13 protein-coding genes are annotated in these 17,176 nt (G+C 54.0%); 3 read left to right on the forward strand and 10 right to left on the reverse strand.

All coding sequences use genetic code 11. From position 1 onward, the window contains the following. Nucleotides 1–17 precede the first annotated feature (17 nt). The 10 genes from IB245_RS01385 to wecB form a co-directional block, all read right to left on the reverse strand. Nucleotides 18–1,031 carry an MraY family glycosyltransferase gene (locus IB245_RS01385; RefSeq protein WP_008042115.1) on the reverse strand — a complete coding sequence of 338 codons (1,014 nt, stop codon included), beginning with the start codon at nt 1,029–1,031 and terminating at the stop codon, nt 18–20. After that, complete coding sequence (locus IB245_RS01390; protein ID WP_192226152.1) at nt 1,028–1,987, reverse strand: UDP-glucose 4-epimerase family protein; 960 nt, start codon at nt 1,985–1,987, stop codon at nt 1,028–1,030. Before IB245_RS01390 ends, IB245_RS01385 begins: the two co-directional genes overlap by 4 nt. Before the next feature lie 2 nt (nt 1,988–1,989). After that, the gene (locus tag IB245_RS01395; protein ID WP_192226154.1) at nt 1,990–3,168 is read right to left on the reverse strand and encodes a glycosyltransferase family 4 protein; all 1,179 of its coding nucleotides are present in this window, start codon (nt 3,166–3,168) and stop codon (nt 1,990–1,992) included. Between the two features lie 7 nt (nt 3,169–3,175). After that, entirely contained in the window at nt 3,176–4,822 is a 1,647-nt protein-coding gene (locus IB245_RS01400) for a heparinase II/III family protein (RefSeq protein ID WP_192226156.1), read from the reverse strand. Between the two features lie 55 nt (nt 4,823–4,877). Beyond that, a complete protein-coding gene (gene asnB, locus IB245_RS01405; RefSeq protein WP_192226158.1) occupies nt 4,878–6,716 on the reverse strand; it encodes an asparagine synthase (glutamine-hydrolyzing) in 1,839 nt (612 codons plus the stop codon). Then, complete coding sequence (locus IB245_RS01410) at nt 6,716–8,263, reverse strand: O-antigen ligase family protein (protein ID WP_192226160.1); 1,548 nt, start codon at nt 8,261–8,263, stop codon at nt 6,716–6,718. The genes asnB and IB245_RS01410 overlap by 1 nt, the downstream gene beginning before the upstream one ends. 21 nt (nt 8,264–8,284) lie before the next feature. After that, a complete protein-coding gene (locus tag IB245_RS01415; protein ID WP_192226162.1) occupies nt 8,285–8,746 on the reverse strand; it encodes a serine O-acetyltransferase in 462 nt (153 codons plus the stop codon). Between the two features lie 2 nt (nt 8,747–8,748). After that, a complete protein-coding gene (locus IB245_RS01420) occupies nt 8,749–9,993 on the reverse strand; it encodes a hypothetical protein (protein ID WP_192226164.1) in 1,245 nt (414 codons plus the stop codon). A gap of 144 nt (nt 9,994–10,137) precedes the next feature. Next, nucleotides 10,138–11,403: a UDP-N-acetyl-D-mannosamine dehydrogenase gene (gene wecC, locus IB245_RS01425; protein ID WP_192226166.1), complete on the reverse strand. Its 1,266-nt coding sequence runs from the start codon at nt 11,401–11,403 to the stop codon at nt 10,138–10,140. Nucleotides 11,404–11,406: 3 nt separating this feature from the next. Beyond that, on the reverse strand, nt 11,407–12,540 hold the full coding sequence (gene wecB, locus IB245_RS01430) for a non-hydrolyzing UDP-N-acetylglucosamine 2-epimerase (RefSeq protein ID WP_008042169.1): 1,134 nt from the start codon (nt 12,538–12,540) through the stop codon (nt 11,407–11,409). A gap of 1,177 nt (nt 12,541–13,717) precedes the next feature. On the opposite strand from wecB, the gene IB245_RS01435 reads away from it, so the two are divergent. From IB245_RS01435 to IB245_RS01445, 3 genes are all read left to right on the forward strand, one after another. Continuing rightward, a complete protein-coding gene (locus IB245_RS01435) occupies nt 13,718–15,712 on the forward strand; it encodes a polysaccharide biosynthesis protein (RefSeq protein ID WP_032832695.1) in 1,995 nt (664 codons plus the stop codon). 112 nt (nt 15,713–15,824) lie between these two features. Then, a complete protein-coding gene (locus tag IB245_RS01440; RefSeq protein WP_192226168.1) occupies nt 15,825–16,160 on the forward strand; it encodes a ComEA family DNA-binding protein in 336 nt (111 codons plus the stop codon). 204 nt (nt 16,161–16,364) lie between these two features. Next, complete coding sequence (locus IB245_RS01445; RefSeq protein ID WP_008031779.1) at nt 16,365–17,159, forward strand: SDR family NAD(P)-dependent oxidoreductase; 795 nt, start codon at nt 16,365–16,367, stop codon at nt 17,157–17,159. The last annotated feature ends 17 nt before the right edge of the window (nt 17,160–17,176 follow it).

Raw genomic sequence — 17,176 nt, forward strand, 5'->3', positions numbered from 1 at the left:
ATTTCCTGACTCGGCTGTTAAGCCTCTTTTTCCCCAGCCTTGAACTTGACGGCTAAAACTACCAACGGCAGATAAGCCAGGCACACTCCCGACAGGCCATCCAGTTTGCCGCTCCCGACCACCAGGGCGATCGGTAACAGCCAGCACAGATTGATCGCTGCGACCGTCAGGGTGACTGGCAAGTGCTTGCCAAACTGGCGGGAAGCAAATTGATAGGCATGGCTACGGTGGGCTTCATAGACCTTGTCACCCCTGAACAAGCGGCGAAGCAAAGTCCACGTAGCATCAACAATGAACACGCCGAGCAAAATCAACCAGCTCCAGAGAAGCTGTGGTGCCGTCCAGGCAGCCTGCAACGACAGTACCCCCAAGGTAATGCCCAGGAAACCGCTGCCGGCATCACCCATGAAAATCCGCGCTCTTGGGAAGTTCCAATACAGGAAGCCTGCTACCGCAAAAGCCAGTAACAGAGGCAACAGCGCCGCCAGTTCATTCCCCGCCAGCCAGTACAACAGCGCTCCGCTCAGGCATACACAGATAGCTTCGACACTGGCAATGCCGTCAATCCCGTCCATAAAGTTGTACAGGTTCAGCAACCACACCAGATAAACGGCTGCCAACGCATGACCGATCCATCCCAGGTCGAGCGCGAATCCAAATAGTGTCAGCGGCGGCAAGCCACCTATCCAGAACAGCGCCCAGGTGGCTGCAATGAAGTGGCCCAGCAAGCGCCAACGAGCGCTGATATGGCCGTGATCATCCAGAAACCCCAGTACCGCAATACCGACGCCTGCGCCCAGTAAGGCCCAGGTCAGAGGCCAGGCAACGAAGCCCAGACTGGCCGTCCACATCAATGCCAGCAGAAAGCTCACTACGATCGCTACACCACCACCTCTTGGTGTCGGCACGACGTGCGAGCTGCGCGCATTCGGTATGTCGATCAGGCTTCGAGCCAATGCGTACCGGCGCAGGGCGCCAGTCAGAAAAAGTGCGACAACGGCCGCAGCCGGTAACAGCCACCACATATTCATTGAGTGTGTAGTTCCAAAAAGTGTTTAGCCGTGTTGCGCAGCGCTTCGTCGACGCTGACCGGCGGTTTCCAATTCAATAGTTCACGAGTCTTGCTGATATCGACCTGAAGTGAGCCGCACAAACGCTGGGCCAGTGCTTGCTTGCCCAGGAGTGTCGCGCCGGTTTCAAGCATCCAGCTCGGCACCGGCAGCAAGCGTGCAGGTTTGCCCAGGGCCGTCGCCATTCGACGCAACAACATGGTAGTCGAAAGATCCTCACCATCACTCACGAGAAAGGTCTGGTTTGCTGCTGCGAAGTGCTCGGTGCACGTCACAATCAGGTCAACCAGATTATCCAGGGCAACGAGGCTGCGTTGGTTGTGAATGGCACCAAACGGCAGGGGTACGCCTTTGTCCAGCCAGCGCATCATGCTGAGGAAGTTGGCTCGCACGCCAGGCCCATAAACCAGCACCGGACGAATAATCACCACTTCCATGCCGGTTTCAGCCGCCAGCGCTCTCAGGGCATGTTCCGCTTCCATTTTGGAAATGCCGTAAGGGTCGCTTGGCGCCTCCTCTCCATCGGCAACGTAAGGCTTGCCGAGAGCCGTGCCTTCGCCATTGACCTTGATTGAGCTGAGGAAAATGAAGCGCTTGACCCCGGCGTCAGCGGCCTGCCGAGCCAGATTGAGCGTTCCTTCGACGTTCACCTTGCGATATTCGGCAAGGGGGTCGGAGGATTCGTCACTCATGACGTGTACGCGAGCAGCCAACTGGATGACCAGATCCTGGTCCTTCAACAATCCCTGCCAGTCCTGATCGGCCGACAGCCCATTGACCAGGCTCTGTGTCACACGCGAGTCGAGATCAACCTTCAACTTGCGTACGGCGGCGGTAATTTCGTGGCCACGCTCAAGCAACGGTGCGATCAGCCCGCTGCCGACAAAGCCGCTGGCCCCTGCCAGAAGAATGCGCATGATTAACGAGCCTCCTTCAGGGAAAGAATGTCTTGCGACATCTCGCGCATGATATTGCCGCGGGCAAAACGCTCGACGAAGGCATGCCGTGGGCTGGTCAGAATATTCAGGTTCTCGAAAGATCTGGTTGCAGCATCCACATCGCAAGGTTCGAAGACGGCTGTATTTTCGATATGTTCAGCGACAAAGCTTGCCGCGTAACCCGAAATGCCGGCCCAGATCGGTTTACCCAACGCGGCGTATTCAAACAGTTTGGACGGCAAGACCTTGCGGAACGCGTCGTAGTCATTGAGGTGCAGGAACAGCACATCTGCCGACTGATAGACCTGAATCAGTTCATTGCGCTTGACCGGGTTCAACAGCTCAACGTTAGTGCAGCCGGTTGAACTGATAGCCTCCTTCAGGTGAGCGAGTCTCCCTCCATCACCGATCACTCGAAATCGCAACTTCCCCTCAAGGCGTTTGGCTAGCGCAGGAATGATCGTGTGCAGCCCTTGGCCTTCACCGATGTTTCCGGCGTAGACCACGTCCAGGACCGGATTCAGACTCGCAGAGCTCTCGACAGGCTGGACATCCAGGAACTCGTCATCGATACCGTTTGTGAACAGCGAGTAGTGCTGGTCCGGATACCGGGATTTGAAGTAAGGGAGAAAACCGGCGGAAACCAGATTGACCTTCTTGGCCGACTTGATGGTAAAACTTTCAAGTAGCGAAAGCATGGGCTTGAGCAGCCAGATCAGCTTCTTCGGCAGAATATCCTTGATCGTGTCGACAAAAATATCGCGAATGTCCAGATAAAGCGGAGTCTTTTTCTGGCGGGCGATGAGGGCGCCCAGCGACGCCGTCATCAGGCGCGAAGAGGTCGCATAGATAAGGTCATATTGTTTGTTCTGAACAATCTTGCGCACGCCGTTCGCGTAAACCAGAAAAGCCTTGGCTTGATCTGCCATACCGCTTTTGTGGGCCGGCAATGCGATTCGGCGAATGGTCAGGCGAGGATGCTCTTCCAGTTCCGGCGCTTCGCTGCTGAACGAGCTGTAGCGGTTTGGCAAGGTTGTAATCAGCTCGATATGCGCGTGCGCCGGCAGTTTCTCGAGAAGCGCCTTTACCAATGCCGTAGTACGAAACGAACCGGCAGATAAGTCAGGCTGGTAGTAAAAGCTCAGGATTAAAAGTTTCAAATAAACCTCACCAAGTTATACGGGTGGTCAGCGTGTTCGACGACAGCTCAGCGACGATGCACTGGTTCGGAACAGACTTGCCAAATTCTGGATGCCACGTTGAAGTAACTACGTTGATCTTGGTTGCACCCTCCAGGAAAACGGAAGCAACCTGGCCGCCGGGAAGGGTGATCGTCAATTGCCCGCCATTTTGAACAACCAAGGCCTCGGGGTGTACAAAAAACCTGGCTTTCGCGCGGTTAAAACTTCCTGTGAGCGAATCCGTGATCTGCAACTCGTCAACTTTTGCGAGCCATTCACGGGTGTGCAGGTTTTTCCCTTTCAAACGCTTGTAACCATCATGACTACAGCGGACGCGGACGATGCCATCGGCCTGGTCAAACGTATCCAGCGCAACACGCGCACGCCGGGCAACCCTGAAGCCGGCCCAGACTTCGGAGGAACTCTCGCCGTCCACTTCGACGGTGTTGTGTGCTGCTGTACTGCGTTGGCGATGACGTTCGGAGTCTTCGCCGTACTGCGAGGTTCCGGAGTTGACGAAGACGCGCTGACCAAAGAGGCTGAGTTCGAAACTCAGGGTGTCGGCATGGGTATGCCCCGGTTGGTAGTCGGGGGCCACCTGCGCAAGGTTCAATAGCGCCTTGCATTGATTGCCAAAATCAATCGAGACGTAGCCGCTTTCGACGTGATGTTCGGCCGAGACAGCAGTGGCAGTGCTGTTTTTTTGCTCTGGCAGGCAATTGAGCAGGTGTGCGTATGTCTCGATATCGTGCAGCGCGGGAGCGATGCCGAACGCCGAATCGTTAAAGAAGGGGATGCCACCGTCGGGGTGCTGGAGGCTGCGTAGCCAGACGATGCCTCGTTCGACAACGTGCTTCCATTCGTCCAGTCGGTTTCTTAGTGGTGCAAGTTTGGTATGGGTGGCCAGGTTCACCAGGTCGCACATGTCCCACAGCAGGGAGGCGTGGTACATGGGGGACAATTCAAAGTGCGCGCCGTCCGCCAGAAACTGCTCCTTGACCTCGCTATCCAGAATCTCCAGTCCCAGCGACTGCCAGCGTTCAGCATGAGCGCCTTCCAGGAAGGTGCCGGCAAACACGAGCGCCTTGCCGTTCACGAACAGATGGTTTGCCAGGATGTGATATTCCACCTGTTCGGACAGGGCATGGGTTTGCATGGCCAGGCTGTCCAGCCAATGGCCTTCCAGGCTCGGCTGTCTCTGCAGCCACTTCACCAGGTTCACGATACGCAGAGAGAGCGTATAGGGTTCCCATCCGCAACCGCCGAAGGGAGGGTTATTCACAATCCAGCTGTTGACCAGGCGGGTGTCGAATGCAGTGGATGCCTGGTCGGATGCCGCCAAATGGTCGAGGTAATGCAGGTTGTATTGCCAGATTTTCGGGAGTGTCGTGTTGCTCCACTCGATGGGCGCTTTCATGCCCATGAAGTCGAACTGCTCGTCCGTCGTAAAGCGGGACGCACTCCAGCCTGGGGCTTTTGCCAGATCAAAGGCCGATCGCTTGCCGAATCCGGTTGCCGTAAATGGTTTTACTTTGGCGAAACGGTAATAGATCCGGTAGAAAATCTGCTTCAACCGTAACATTTTGGCTGTGTGGTAGAGCTTGAAAAGCCGAGATGTCAGCGCATTGCCCATAAAAATCACTTAAATAATGAAAGATGTCGTCGTTTACAAGCGGACCTGGAAGCTTTTACGCAAAGTTCAGTTTCAACCAACGTTCAAAGTACAGCACCTGCCACAGCTTGTACGTGTTGTTGATTGCGCCCGAAAAATGATTCGTCACCAGCTTTTCCACTTCTTCGCGCTCTAGATACTGATAAATCCGCTCGAACTCGCTGAGCAATCGCTCCGCTCCTATCCGACGGATAATGCCGTCGAGGGGAGGGTTGAAGCCGGTTTTCGGGCGATCCACAAGAGCGGCTGGAAGCAGGCTTTTCAATAGGCTCTTCAGAGGGGCCTTTGGCGCGCCATCCTTCAGCAGTTCTGCACTTGAGGTGGCGAAACCATTGGCAACGACTCGCTCATCGAGCAAAGGCACACGCAACTCGATACTGGCGAGCATGCTCGCTTTATCGGAAACACTGAGGTTGTGGCTTAGAAAGCCTGTCAGGTCAAAGTGTTGTGCACATTTTACTTTGTCTGCGGGATCGCCCTTGTAATTGACGAGCACGGACTCAAGGCGTTGCTTGTAATGCTGTTCCCGTTTCGAGTAATCGGGGAAAAAGCCTTTCAACTCCTGCCTGGAGAAATATCCCAGCATTCGTGAATACGCCAAAGGCCAGTAACTTTCCTGGGCATAGGACACCAGTCGTTCGAATTTTTTGTCGAGCTGCTTGGGAAACAGCTTGAATTTCAGCAGAGCATTCAGCACTGGGTAGAGCCGCCGAATCAGCCCGTGATGCTTCAGGACCTTGTAGCGTGGATAACCGGCGAATGCCTCGTCCCCACCCATCCCGCTGAGCATTACGGTGTATCCGCTCTTCCTGGCTTCTGTTGATAACCGATAGGTAGCCCAGAATGTGTAATCGGAAACCAGCTCTTCCGTATTCGCTGCGACGAAATCGATCGACTCGAACACGTTGGTGTTCGAATCGAGAATCTCTGTCACCACAAGTTTCTTGCCCAGGTGTTCAGCGATATCAGCCGAGAACTTCATATCGACAGCAGAATCTTCCGTCGCTTCGTACTTGGCGAAAAACAGATCTGCCTCACCCGTGTAACTGGCCAGAATACTGGAGTCAGCGCCGCCACTGAAAAATACGCCAACCGGAACATCCGCCTCCAATTGCCGTGTCACCGCGCTGCTCACATCTGCGGCGAGGTTTTGCTCGGTCTTGAAGTTCATCACGGTCTGGTAACGCTGGGTCTCGCAAGCGCCCGTGAGCAGATCGAACTCAAGGTAAGTCCCGGGCATCAATTTTTTGATGGCTTTGTAGCCGGTGTTCGGTTCGTAGAGGAAACCGTTATTGAAGAACTCGAAAACGTCATCGTGATCAATATCGGCGGTGACCTCCGAATAACTCTTGAGGCCGCGTATTTCCGAGCAGGCGTAGATGCCGTTCGCGCTGGAATAGCAGTACACAGGCTTGATCCCGATAACATCTCTTACCAGGAAGAATTTATTTCTGGCTTCATCCAGGATGACAAAAGTGAACATGCCTTCAAGCAGTTTGAAAGCGTGTTCCTTGTGCTCAACATAAAGCTGAAGAATGACCTCTGTATCCGAGGTGCCCTTGAATGAGTAGCCTTTTTCGATCAGCTGATTACGCAGTTCATGATGGTTGAATACCTCACCATTGAATACGATGCTGACGCCATTGCCGGCGAACATTGGCTGACTGCCGGTCGGCGAAAGGTCCAGGATGCTGAGCCTGTTATGTCCGAGGCCTACCTGGTAGTCCCCGACACTGGCGAAGTAAGTACCAGACGCATCCGGGCCGCGATGTTTGGTGACGGCCAGGCTTGATTCCAGCTGGCTCTGAACTCCGAGGACCTCGCGTTTAACAGCAAAAAAACTTAGGCCGCACATTATACAGATAGCTCCACATTTTTTTGATCGGCAGGCTCATGCCCAACAGGCTTTTCTTTGGTTTGAGTCGAGGCCGTGTGTGAATGTACGGCATGGGCGCTAGACGCACGGTTCTCTCGGGACCACTTATGCGCGAAGACCACTCCCCAGGCAGCAGCAAGCAACAGGTTGAACGAAATCAGACGGAATACCGCGAAAAACAAACCATAGACCGCCAGTGTCATGACGGCTGCACGAACAACTGTTAAATGTGCAGACTCAGATCTGAGGGACGTAAGACGATAGAGGACGGGGCCGGCGATGACCAACGAATAAACCAGAAAACCCAGAAGTCCGCCAACCATCAGCATGTAGAGCGGCCAGTTGTGTATGTACGCAACCATCTCGGTGAAGGAGACACCTTCAGAAGTTTCCCAGCGCATTCCATGCTTGATACCCATCCCGTTGCCCAGCACTGGATGGCTCAAGAACATTTCCCAGGCGATTTTGTATTCTTCAAGCCGGGACATTACGTTGAAGTCACCTTTTCGTTTCCAGGCGGCCCCCGATAACAAACTCAAGCGTCCGAGCCAAACCTGATCCATGCCAGTGGAAAAGATGAATGCAACGCCAAATACGCCCTGAGTGACCAAATTGGCCGACAACTTTACGCGCAAGTTTTTATGGGCGAAAAATGCATAGAGCGAAAAGAGCAGCATGACCAAAAGGGCGCTGATCAGCATGCTTCTTGTGAAGGTGATCAGTACGGCTGCCATGCAAAGCATGGCCACCAAAGCGCCGACAATAGTAATCCGCCGGTCTCGTGCCAACGTACTTACAACGAACCCCACAACCATGCCGACAGGCAGCAACGCATCTGTTGCCTGTGCCAGCAGCATGGTGATCCGGTCGCGCATCGGCCCCATGGCGTTGACGTTGTTCAAGGCCGCTTCTTGAGAGATTTTGACTTCCTCTCCGTTAGTCAGGATGAGCCAGTACGGTTGCCACATGTCGTGGTAGAAGTAGTAGAAAACGATGTAGCCGGCGGTCAGGAAAATCAGGGTTCCCACTGAAGCGCCGACCCAGCGGATCTTGCTTTCGTCACCGCTGACCAGTGCGCAGACAGGTATCAGTGCATATATAAACAGAAAGGGAATGACGCCCCTGATCCAGTCCAGCATCGGCACATGATTGTGCATGGCCACGGCCAGGTTGATGCTCAATATTCCCGCGCCTATAAGCAGCGGGATCCCGAAAAGGCGCAGTACGGACCTGATTCCGCAAGTGCGAAGCAACTTGATCAATGCAGCAATGAATATCACTGCCAGCAAAGCGGCGAACGATATTTCTTGAGCCCCTACTGACGGTGGGGCCGGGCGCAAGGCAAAGGCCAGCGGGAATAACGCCAACAGGCCCAGCCAAGGCGAAATAATGGCCGTCAGCACAAGCAGGGAAACACCAACAATGCCGGTGTAGAAAAGAACGCCAGGATCCTGCATAAGCAGAATGGAAATGCACGCGGCCGCTGCAATTGCCATGCTGTTTTTCATGCAGTCGTTACTACTCATTGCGATACTCCGTTCGCCATTTCAGGGGCGTATAGCTTTATAGTCTACAGAGGTCTGTCCAATCACTCGGGCTGGAATGCCGACAACGATTGAATTGTTGGGTATGTCTTTCAGTACTACGGCCGATGCTCCAATCTGGCAGTTATCCCCGATTTTAATATCGCCAATGATCTTTGCACCTGCACCGATGTAGCAGTTGTCTCCAATCACCGGGCACTTGTTGATCTCGCTGGTGACATAGCCTTCTGCAGCACCAATCGTAATTCCTTGGCCTAATACACAGCCCGTCCCGACTTTAGCGTTCGCGTGAAGTACGACACCAATGGCGCCGTAAGCGAAAATGGTGCCTTTTCCAATATTGGCGGACAACGGAATGTATGAATTGAACAAAAGAAAAATCAGGTTGCGAATCAGGCCAGGTACGACGGGTACACGACGCTGATAAAACCAGTTTCCTACGCGATACAACTTAACTGCGTTCATTGTCAAAACCTCAAGGTGCGAAAGTCAGCCGGACGAAGCCGAAGTATCCCAACCGCAATGATCAAAAGAGAAAGCATATAAAGAACGCCCCAGATCAAATTGACGTCTTTCAAGACGATTGCGAAAGGGGAGAGTACAGAGACCCAGAATATGACCGGTAGACGGATTCCTGGTCGGCACAGCAAGTGCAAAAACAATAAATAGGCAGAGAACCCAAGCGCATAAAACAGTTCTGCCTGTTTCAGGCCTTGAACGAACAGGATCATCCCGGCCACAGCCAGTGCGCCCAGGACGAGGTTGGCGATGATTACTTTACGATGAAGCCCGGAAGCAACGAGATACCTTTCTGTCACCACGGCCCAGTACAGGACTGGCAGGCAAGGAAGCATCGCCAGATAAGCGGAGTATTGCGGGAACAGCCATCCCATCGCATACCCGGACAAGCCAACCAGTGCGAAGTAGAAAAGGGCGACGGACATGATGATTCTGTATTGCTCTTGACGCTGTCCCCCGGAGACAAACGCAACAAATACAGCCCTGACATTTATAGGGAACAGGCTCGTCGCTGACTGAATGATCGACACGATCACCCGGAAGAGTCCAAGGTCCCGAACGGGCAGACTCTTCGAAAGAATGTAGGGCAGGATATTGGTAAACAGATTGAAGACCAGAGTGATGGATACCATTCTAGGCAACAAAAACAAGACGTTCTTGCAGGTGGACAATAACTGCCTGCCCACTGGCAGTTTTGCGCCATGGCTAAACAGCACCGCCACGGCAAACAGGCACGGTATCAGATTCGTCAGCAGCAGAATGTCCACGATACTCAGCGGCAGAATCTGTTGATAACTGATGAACAAGAGGACGAAAAAAACACACAGGAAGAGAACGAGGTATCCGACTATCCAGCGCTGCAAACGGAGCCCGAACAGGGAAAGCAGGGACGCTGAACTGAGCAGCATGACACTCAGCAATAAAGGATTACCGATGTCGTCTACCAGACTGACCACACTGAACAGTAAAAAAATCAACGTCGCCATAAATAATGAGGTGACGAGGATGTACTCGGCTTCGACGCTGGCAATAAGCTGCTCGTTAACGATGTCGAGAAGTTTTTGAAATAAAAATACCAGCACATTGGCCTTGATGAACGCGCCATACGCATCCAGTCCATACAGGCCAGGAATAACAAAGTTTACAACCAGGCCACTTATCAGCGTCAGCACCTGAATTAGTAGATTGACCATGCCGGAACCTCTTAAACCTCATCATGACAAATTCGAGCACACGATCATCTAGAGTAAAAATCGCTGTCGCTTTATAGCGCAAAAAAATCAGGTGAGCGTATGACCCACCTGATTCCTGTACGCAAACAAGTTACCCCTGATTTTTCAGGTCCAGACTCCGCGGGTATCGATAACTTTCAGCGATGACAAGCGGGTTTTCGGGATGGTTTTAAACGCACTGTGATCTACGAGCAGAACGATGACGTTGGCCGAAGACAGGGCCTGATCGACTGGGCTCAGGGTTGCGATGCCTTCCAGGCGAGCAGGGAGGCGCTCGATGTTCGGCTCAACGGCCAGAACGGTGCCCGGATGATTTTTTGCAATCTGCACAGTGATCTCAAGGGATGGGCTTTCGCGCAGATCATCGATGTCCGGCTTAAACGCCAGGCCCAGACAGGCGACAGTGACGTCCTTCGCTGTTTTAGCCGGGTTCTCTTGCAGATACTTGCCGATTGCGAGTGCGACCTGATCGAGCACCCATTGCGGCTTGCTGTCGTTGACCTCCCGCGCAGCGCGAATCAAGCGCGCTTGATCCGGGGTCTTGCTCACGATAAACCAAGGGTCGACAGCGATGCAGTGACCGCCTACACCAGGGCCAGGTTGCAGGATGTTGACTCGCGGGTGGTGATTAGCCAGGCGGATCAGTTCCCATACGCTGATGTCGAGCTTGTCGCAGATGATCGACAGTTCGTTGGCAAAAGCGATGTTGACGTCGCGGAAGCTGTTTTCGGTCAGCTTGCACATTTCTGCAGTGCGCGCGTCGGTGATGATGCATTCACCTTCCACGAACGTTTTATACAGACGCATTGCAGCATCCGAGCACTTGGCGGTCAGGCCGCCGATGATGCGGTCGTTCTCGATCAGCTCGCGCAGCACGTGACCCGGCAAGACGCGTTCAGGGCAGTGTGCAATACGAACGTCAGAGTCTTCGCCATGCGTTTGCGGGAAGCTCAAGTCCGGGCGCGCTTCAGCCAGCCATGCGGACATTTGCTCGGTTGCGCCGACCGGAGAAGTCGATTCAAGGATGACCAGATCGCCTTTCTTCAAGACTGGAGCGATGGCTTTGCTGGCTGACTCGATGTAAGACAGGTCCGGTTCGTGGTCGCCCTTGAAAGGGGTCGGTACCGCAATAAGGAACGCATCGGCCGGTTCGGCAATGGTGGTTGCGCGCAGATAACCTTCGGTTACCGCTGCCCGCACGACAATGTCCAGATCCGGTTCGATGATGTGAATTTCACCGCGATTGATCGTTGCAACGGCGTGAGGATTCACATCGACGCCTATGACTTTTTTCTTGCGTGCGGCAAAAACTGCGGCAGTGGGCAGTCCGATGTAGCCGAGGCCGACTACGGAAATGGTTTCAAAGCTCATAGGTTAGCCTCTTTTAAATTGGGAAAGAGTTTCAAGAATCCGCGCGCACGCCTTGCCATCACCGTAGGGGTTGTGAGCGAAGCTCATCTGGCTGTAAGCGTTGGAGTCCGTCAGCAGGCTGCGCAAGTTGCCCGTGATAACGTCGATGTCGGTGCCCACCAGTTTGACAGTGCCTGCCTCGACGGCTTCCGGGCGTTCAGTGGTGTCACGCATGACCAGAACGGGTTTGCCCAGCGAAGGTGCTTCTTCCTGGATGCCGCCCGAATCACTGAGGATCAGGTAGGAGCGGTCCATCAGGTACACAAAAGGCAAATAATCCAGTGGTTCAATCAAGTGAACGTTGTCGATGCCGGCCAGGAGTCGATTGACGGGCTCGCGAACATTCGGATTGAGGTGGACGGGATAAACGATTTCGACGTCGGGAAATTCTTTCGCCGTCGTGAGCAGTGCCTGGCAGATTTTTTCAAATCCGTCACCGAAGCTTTCGCGGCGATGGCCGGTGACCAGGATGATTCGCTTCCCTTCACCCAGGAAGGAGAATTGTTGGTGAAACTGTTGCTGCAGGGTGGCGCTGTTTTTAATTCTCGCCACGACGTCCAGCAGGGCATCGATCACTGTGTTGCCCGTGACGTGAATGCTTTGAGCAGCTACCCCTTCCCGGAGCAGATTCTGACTGGAGGTGTCTGTCGGGGCAAAGTGCAGGGCTGCCAGAGCGCCGGTCAACTTGCGGTTGGCTTCTTCTGGCCAGGGCGAATAGAGATTGCCCGTGCGCAGGCCGGCCTCGACATGAGCGACAGGGATTTGCTGGTAGTAGGCCGCCAGGGTGGTGGCGAAAGTGGTAGCAGTGTCGCCATGCACGAGGACGATGTCGGGCTTGAACTCGGCGAAGACCGATTTCATGCCTTGCAAAATAGTGGTGGTGACGTCCGTCAAGTCCTGGCCAGACTTCATGATGTTCAGATCGAAGTCAGGCGTGATCTCGAAAAGATTCAGTACCTGGTCCAGCATCTCGCGATGCTGGCCGGTTACACATACCTTGGCTTCGAAGCGTTCGTCCGCCGCGAGGCTTAACGCCAAAGGGGCCATTTTGATTGCTTCGGGGCGCGTGCCAAACACACACAAGGTTTTCAAAGTCATAGCTACACCGCTATTAAAAAATAAAAAAAATTATTGCGTGCACAGGCCTATCACGCGAATGAGAGAAGGGCGAATTCGATTGGTTTTTGCACTGTTTCCTTGTGCTGCACAGAACCGCTATTTACCACTAACGGAGTAGCGGCGCAGGCACGCAGGGTTTTGCCGGGAGTCTGATCCACAGGCAGCCCGGTGTGCGGGCGCAGGATCATTGTCTGGCGCAGATTGTCTCTGGTTGCCAAGCGGCCATCGCCGAACCCTTCCAGTATCAGAGGAGCAAAAAACATGGGCGTCGGCGAGTGTAGGAGATGGATATCATTGTCCTTTGGGGCGCGCTGTTCAATCGATCTAATCCACCCCTTCCTGGAGACAGCCTGATCCCTCTCGAGAAGGTGCTCGCAGCGGGTCTGTTTACTTCCGCTGGCATGATCTCGATCGCGGAGTGACATCTTTGTCATCGGGGGTCAACCGTTCAGTTCGTGTTAGCCGGGTCTTTCGTCGGAGACAGAAGTTTCTTACAGCGTGTCCCTGCTCGCTCTTCTTTATCGCTAAGAACTGGAAAGCTTTTTAGGCGCCGCGGATTATAGCCTTCTTTGTCCGATGCTTTCCAAGGTTGCAGCTTGATGCGTCTTCGATGCAGTGAATTTTCTTCCGGATTGGTTGTCAGGGTGCCGGCCGATTGCCAGATGTGCCTCGCCAATCGTGAAAGGCCTGATGGCGAGAGACTATTCCTTGTGGTCATCTTGATCAGTTTTGATACAACACCGGAGGGGTGTAGCTGCGATTCTTATAGGCTGCGTGCAGTTCGGGGCATTGTATCAGGTAGGAACCGCGATTCCGGCACGTTCGTCATTTTTTACCGGCACCTGCCGGGGTAACCGAGGCCGCCTGGGTTGCCCTTGCGTTTGATGGCAGTAATTTTGCCTGCAATCAGGGATTTCTGGCGCAACACAGGTATTATATCGGGATTGCCTTCGGTAGCCTGTCAGGCCCTGCCTCCCTCCAGCTGTTTTGGTACAAGGGTGCCTGATCGAAGTTTATTTTTTGATGCAGTCCTTACGCTGGTGCGGCATTTGCCCGCGCTGGTATTTCATCGTAAATCGGCCGGTTTTCTTTGCGGGTTCAAAGGCAATAGTTTATTTTTTGATTTCAGGAGCTTGGTGAGGTGTTCGATAGGGTTATGGATAAAATAAGAGCTTTTTTGTTGAGCCTTCCGCGCCGACACAAGCGGGTCCTGCAGGTAGTTGCCGATGTTGGTTTGGTTTGGGTCTCGTTATGGATGGCTTTTGTCGTTCGTCTAGGGATCGACGAAATGAACAGCCCTGTTCAACAGCACCTCTGGTTATTTCTTAGTGCTCCCGTCGTTGCCATCCCGTTGTTTATTCGATTTGGCATGTATCGCGCCGTGATGCGTTATTTCGGTAATGATGCACTTATCGCGATAATTAAAGCCGTCAGCCTTTCTTCGCTTATTCTTGGCGTCATCGTCTATTTATATAGCAATCATCAAACGGTCGTGCCCCGCTCGATTATGTTCAACTACTGGTGGTTGAGCCTGATCATGATTGGTGGCTTGCGTTTGGCAATGCGCCAGTACTTTTTGGGGGATTGGTTCGCGGCGGCGCAACATGTGCCTTTTGCCAATCGTGATAATGGTTTGCCGAAAGTGGCCATTTACGGCGCTGGCGCCGCAGGTAACCAGCTTGTTGCGGCGCTGCGCATGGGCAGGGTGATGCGCCCGGTTGCGTTCATCGATGATGACGGAAGTATTGCCGGTCGTGTCATTTCCGGGTTGCAAGTGTTCAAGCCCAAGCATATCCAGCAACTGATTGACACGACAGGTGCTCAGGAAATCCTGCTTGCAGTCCCTTCGGCCAACCGTGGGCGCCGCCGGGAAATTCTGGGCTACCTGGAGCGCTTCCCGCTTCATGTGCGCAGCGTGCCGGGATTCATGGATCTGGCCAGTGGCCGGGTCAAGGTCGACGATATCCAGGAAGTGGACATTGCCGACCTCCTTGGGCGTGATGCGGTACCGGCTCAAGAGGACCTGCTGGAGCATTGCATCACCGGCCAGTCAGTGATGGTTACCGGTGCGGGCGGATCAATCGGTTCGGAGCTGTGCCGGCAGATACTTGCATTAAGGCCTACGACCCTGTTGTTGTTCGAACACAGCGAGTTCAATCTTTACAGCATCCTGTCCGAGCTTGAGCAGCGAATTGCGCGTGAATCGTTGTCCGTCAAACTGCTGCCGATCCTGGGTTCTGTCCGTAACGAGAACAAGTTGCTGGACGTCATGAAGACCTGGCATGTCGATACGGTTTACCACGCCGCAGCGTACAAACATGTACCTATGGTCGAGCACAATATTGCAGAAGGCGTGTTGAACAATGTCATGGGCACGTTAAATACGGCCCAGGCTGCACTTCAGGCCGGAGTTGCAAACTTTGTACTGATTTCCACCGACAAGGCTGTTCGCCCCACCAACGTAATGGGGAGTACCAAGCGACTTGCAGAGTTGACATTGCAGGCGCTCAGCCGTGAAAAAGCGCCTGTGTTGTTTGGCGACAAGTCCAGTGTGTCTCGCGTCAACAAGACCCGTTTCACCATGGTCAGGTTCGGTAATGTGTTGGGCTCGTCAGGTTCCGTGATCCCGCTTTTCCACAAGCAGATCAAGGCTGGCGGACCGTTGACCGTCACACACCCGAAAATCACCCGGTATTTCATGACCATTCCCGAGGCCGCTCAGTTGGTGATCCAGGCCGGGTCGATGGGGCAGGGCGGGGACGTTTTCGTGCTGGACATGGGCGAGCCGGTAAAAATCATCGAGTTGGCAGAGAAAATGATTCATCTGTCAGGGTTGAGTGTCCGGTCGGACAAAAATATCCACGGTGACATTTCGATCGAATTTACCGGCCTGCGCCCGGGTGAAAAGCTCTACGAAGAGCTGCTGATCGGCGACAACGTTGCGGCGACCTCGCATCCGATGATCATGACGGCCAGCGAAGATTACCTGACCTGGGATGTGCTGAAGGCGCGGTTGGGCGAATTGCTGGCAGCGGTTGATCAGGATGATTATTCAAGAGTCCGCCAGCTTCTGCGCGAAACGGTCAGCGGCTATACCCCTGACGGCGAGATCGTCGACTGGATCTATCAGCAGCGTCGCCTCGAGCCCTGATTGTTTCACATCCTGTAACTGACACATTTTTGACAGGCTCCAGACATCACCTAAGTTTGGAAGGCAGCTTCGGAAAAGCTGCTTTCCCAATTGATGTCATGGAGCTTCATTTATGCGTACTGGCTACTTCTACTCTCTGATTTTTGCCCTCCTGAGCACTGCCTCTGTCGCCGCTATTGCTGCGCCCGCGGCCAAGACGGAGGCGGGCACTGCACCTCAGGTCATGGAGGTCGCTCCCAAGGTTCAGTCCGAAAAGGTTGATTTGAATCAGGCCGACGCGTCGACCCTGCAACGGGAGTTGTCCGGCATCGGAGAAGCCAAGGCCAAGGCGATTGTTACCTATCGTGAGAGTAATGGGCCGTTTGCATCGGTGGACGAGCTGCTCGAAGTGAAGGGAATCGGCAAAGCCATTCTGGATAAGAACCGCGAAAAGCTTGAGGTGAACTAAGCTTGTAATTCAGCGCCATGGGCCGGTCATTGACCGGCCTTTTTGCATTCTGGCGTACGTGGTGATTTAGCGCCTTCCGTCGGTAGATGAAAAATTACGGCTATCATATTGTGATTAAATTATGCCTATAATAAATTCGTCATCCAGCTTGGCGCTCTGAAGCGCAGGCGCTTTTCTTTTCCTTACGCATTCCAGGAGCACGTCATGAATTCTGTCCAGACCCAAGGTACGGCTCTTGTCACCGGTGCTTCATCCGGGATTGGTGCCATTTACGCTGAGCGCTTGGCAGCGCGCGGTTTTGATTTGTTGCTGGTTGCACGTGACGAACAGCGTCTTCAGGCCGCGGCGAGCAAGCTGCGCGCCGAGCATGGTGTTCAGGTCGAGGTGCTGAAAGCGGATCTCACGCAAAAGGATGATGTGCTGAAACTTGAGCAACGCCTTCGCAGCGATTCGAGTATCAGTCTGCTGCTGAATAACGCGGGTGTCGCGGCAGATGGCTTGCTGGCCAACGCCGATCTGGACCAACTGGAACGTTTGATTCAATTGAACGTAACGACGGTCACGCGCCTGGCTTCGGCGGCGGCCGCCAGTTTTGCTAAAGCCGGCCGGGGTACGATCATCAACATCGCCTCGGTGGTGGCGTTGTTCCCCGAGCGCTTCAACGCCACTTACAGCGCCAGCAAGGCTTATGTGTTGAGCCTGACCCAGTCGTTGAATGCCGAGCTGGATGGCACCGGGGTCAAAGTACAAGCGGTGTTGCCAGGCGTGACACGCACCGAAATCTGGGAGCGTTCCGGTATTGACGCAAGCCAGATCCCGGCGGACATGGTCATGGAAGCGGGCGAGATGGTCGATGCATCGTTGTCGGGGCTGGACCAGGGAGAACTGATCACTATTCCTTCGTTGCCGGATGCCTCTGACTGGGATGCGTTTGTCGCGGCGCGTCTGGTGATGGCGCCGAATCTTTCCAAAAGCAAGGCCGCTTCGCGTTACAAGTGAGGCACCCTCCATTGGCT

The organism is Pseudomonas sp. PDM02 (assembly GCF_014852285.1).
GTDB classification, from domain to species: Bacteria; Pseudomonadota; Gammaproteobacteria; order Pseudomonadales; family Pseudomonadaceae; genus Aquipseudomonas; species Aquipseudomonas migulae.